Origin of the sequence: Butyrivibrio sp., from assembly GCF_015056685.1 — a bacterium.
GTDB lineage: Bacteria > Bacillota > Clostridia > Lachnospirales > Lachnospiraceae > Butyrivibrio.
In genome coordinates this window covers 1-3,217 of the sequence record NZ_SVFW01000096.1, presented here as the reverse complement: position 1 = coordinate 3,217, position 3,217 = coordinate 1, and the positions used below count along the sequence as shown (strand labels likewise).

Sequence of the window (3,217 nt, the reverse complement as noted above, 5' to 3'; positions counted from 1 at the left end):
TTCTTAAATGCTCCAATAAAATCCTGTCTTTGATTCAATCCTACATTTTCTGTCCCCATAGGTAGAGAAGAAAAGCCAAACCTTTTGGGAGCTCCGCTATGAGCCTCAAGAGCACGCATTTCAGGAAGTGTAGCATTTCCAGGGTTCACTTTCTTAACATCAATAATCTGCTCAAACTCTTCTCCGTTCTCATCAACGCCCTTTGCAAGTATACGTGGATTCTCCTCGGTAGAATCCTCAGCATATTTCAGGTAAAAAGACAGACCTGTGCCATTGCCACCGGAGTAGAGCATATCATCCTTTTTCAGATAAACAACATGGCTTGATCCGCTTTCTGCATTACCATTTATGATGCTCCTGAAATCTGCCTGACCAGAATTTCTTTGAATGGTATTGTTTTGGGATAATAAATTGTTTCTTATTGAATCAATCTGCATATAAACCTCCATCACTGCATAGCATATAAGAAAAATCCCAAGCCTTTCCCTGAATGGGTCACTAAGAAAACACCTGTCAATATAAATAGTTAAAGATATTGTAATAACTCTAAAAGATTTTTTATATGCTTCTCGTTTTTCCCAGTTTTCATCTCTAATTCAAGTTGTTGCTCAAACCAGCTTCTATAGTTAATGCATGTATTCTCATTAGCATCCGGTGTCCGATATTTCATATAAAGATGCGCAATAAGTAGCTGCGGTGCTGGGTTCTCAACTTTTCCTTCTGCTTCCAGGTGATACATTTTCACAGATAAATCAACAATATTACAATTCGAACCACTTATCGATTCCGCATCAACTATTCGCTCCTCTTCTTTTCCGTCATCATATTTTAATTTCACAGTGTATTCAGACTCAGTTCCCTCGTTTTTGAATACTTCAGCAGAATATCCGAACTGTCCATCATGCCAATGCCATAATGGTTTGTTTTCAGTTTCTACGCGAGTCTGTTCCACGAGTTCTTCAGTTGAAAGATTCCTCGATTGGCTATTTTTTATCGGATCGTCTGAATAATAAAATAATCCTTCTTGAGATAATAACCTATCCGGAGAAGTGGGCTTTTCCTTAGAAGACTTTTCTAGCAATATTTTGGCAAACCCCTGTGTTTTTTCCGCACCATCTGCAATCAATGGCTTATTTAGCGTGCTGTCCTGTACATCCGATTTTGCCTTATATAAATACTCAGAATAATTCGCGTTAACTGTTACCGCCATGTTATCTCCCTTCCATGCTCTGCATCTTATATGCCAAGTGCAACAAATTTTAATACCGAATAATTTCGTCAGCTATCCTTAGATAAGACTGCCGCTTGTTTCCTTCAGTTGTCTTTCCCGTATAGCATGTAAAGAATTACTTCCTTCCTCATCATATAAAGTTAGCAGCGTAAGATAATTTCCACTATTCTTACATTCACCCAAGAGACCTCTCATGCTTTCTGATGTTCTGCCAAACATCATTCCCAGAAGCCCTATATCATAGTAACTCTGTTTATCACTTAGAATACCTTGTTCATGAAGATCTTCCATAAACCCGTTTATCCTTACTTCTTTTCCAATCTCCTGAGCTCTGTTATATAGATCAGGATCTACTCGCCTTAAATAGTCCAAATATCGTGTCTCAATATTCCTGTTTGGCGTACCACTCATTATCCAATTAGATATATCTTCAAGAGACGCTCCTACCTCATAGTCCTGGATAAGATTCATCCGTACTCGTCCTGATTCATCAGTAGTAAATGTGTATTTACCATCCTCAGAATACAAGGTTGAAGAGCCAGGATACTTGGGTCTTGCTTCCTGTTTAACCAAAGTTTCAAATGCATCATTAACCTTTTTGTATGCTTCCTTAGGGCTATCATCATCTGTGACTGTCACCTTCCCCGCTGATACAGCTATCTGCAATAACTCATAATCAGTCACATTTCTCCCATGATAATAATATCTCTTATTGCCTTTTAATTGTTCATATACAGATGGAAGGGATGTGCTTTTGACAGCGGACTCATCACTATCTGACCACTCGGCCTCTTCTTTGCATCCTGCAGTTCTCTTTCTGATACTTGGTCCGTTTGTTATGGCTGTTCCATACTTGTCAGCCAGCATATGCTCAGTAATCGTCACAGATGCAAAATCAAAAAGACTACCCTTATTAGATGTATTACCATATCCAGAAACCTTGTATGAATATGGAAAACCACCACTTTTTCTTTCGCTTCTTAGAGCTGAATATGTACCCGAATAGGAAATGTCTCTGCTGTGAACAATCATTTAATGACCTCCGACAATAACAAATGCCGAATATCCATGAATCTTTCAATCCATTGATATCCGGCAAATCCTTTGCTGATATTATTATCGGAATAAGTATTATATTTGTTTAGTGCATGCACTCCCTTTTAACAATCTATTCCGTTTTAGCAAATACATATGTTGTTAGTTTTCAGCTTCTAAGCTATTCATAACGCTGTTCCGGGCCCAAAATCAACACCCAAAACAAATCCTCTCCATGTAATGATACTCTGAGAAGTTAGGTTTAGAAGAAATAACGGTTAATATACCGAAGAGTGATCACGTCTGTATGACTCTGTAGTCTTCAACATCAGCTCTGCATTAACCTGATTTAGCTCTGCTTCTATCTGCTGGCGTTTAGCTTCGTCAGCTGTACGCAGCTTCTGCTCAAGCTCAGCCTTCTTTTCTTTAAGTCTTTCTATCTCTTTATCCACAGAATCTGTATCTGTAGTTGTCTTTTCTGCCTTAGCTTCCTTATCTTTCTTCAGCGCAGCCATACCTTCCTCTGAAATAGACAAAGCACTTTCCTGGCGTTGCTGCTTCCTACTGGCCACAAATGCTGCTGCACCCTGCGCATCGCCTTCAGCGATATACTTCCCTTCAGTCTTTACTTTTTCTATCATAGCCTTGGCTGTAGGCTGACTTGTCAGATAATCAAGTTCTGCTTTTGATACATCAGTGAGAATACGCATAATATCGTCCTCCACTATTTATGTTTACATAAAAACCTCTATGCCTGTATATCTATTGTGGGAGCCTGCATCTGTGGTGCAGAAACAGAAATCCCGATGCTTTGTGGCAATGAAACAGGTGTTGCAGAGGAAATCCCGCCACCTCCCATGCTGGGCATTGAAGCATTCTTTGCAAGCTCATGTTTTATCATATCCTTAAGATATTCCATGTTTGCTTTCATGATAGCCTTGTCTTCAGATG

Annotated in this window: 5 protein-coding genes; all 5 read right to left on the bottom strand. The window is 39.3% G+C overall.

Annotated features, from left to right (window positions below; all coding sequences use genetic code 11):
* Nucleotides 1-437: hypothetical protein (locus tag E7303_RS17970; protein ID WP_292146837.1), on the bottom strand; the 437-nt coding region annotated here is incomplete at its 3' end.
* 89 nt (nucleotides 438-526) lie between these two features.
* Nucleotides 527-1,210 (bottom strand): hypothetical protein, encoded by a 684-nt coding sequence (locus E7303_RS17965; protein WP_292146836.1) that lies wholly within the window; start codon nucleotides 1,208-1,210, stop codon nucleotides 527-529.
* Between the two features lie 78 nt (nucleotides 1,211-1,288).
* Nucleotides 1,289-2,263 carry a hypothetical protein gene (locus E7303_RS17960; protein WP_292146835.1) on the bottom strand — a complete coding sequence of 325 codons (975 nt, stop codon included), beginning with the start codon at nucleotides 2,261-2,263 and terminating at the stop codon, nucleotides 1,289-1,291.
* Nucleotides 2,264-2,544: 281 nt separating this feature from the next.
* Nucleotides 2,545-2,976: a hypothetical protein gene (locus E7303_RS17955; RefSeq protein WP_292146834.1), complete on the bottom strand. Its 432-nt coding sequence runs from the start codon at nucleotides 2,974-2,976 to the stop codon at nucleotides 2,545-2,547.
* 38 nt (nucleotides 2,977-3,014) lie between these two features.
* Nucleotides 3,015-3,217, bottom strand: a 203-nt coding sequence (locus E7303_RS17950; RefSeq protein WP_292146832.1) for a hypothetical protein, incomplete at its 5' end; no start/stop codon positions are given.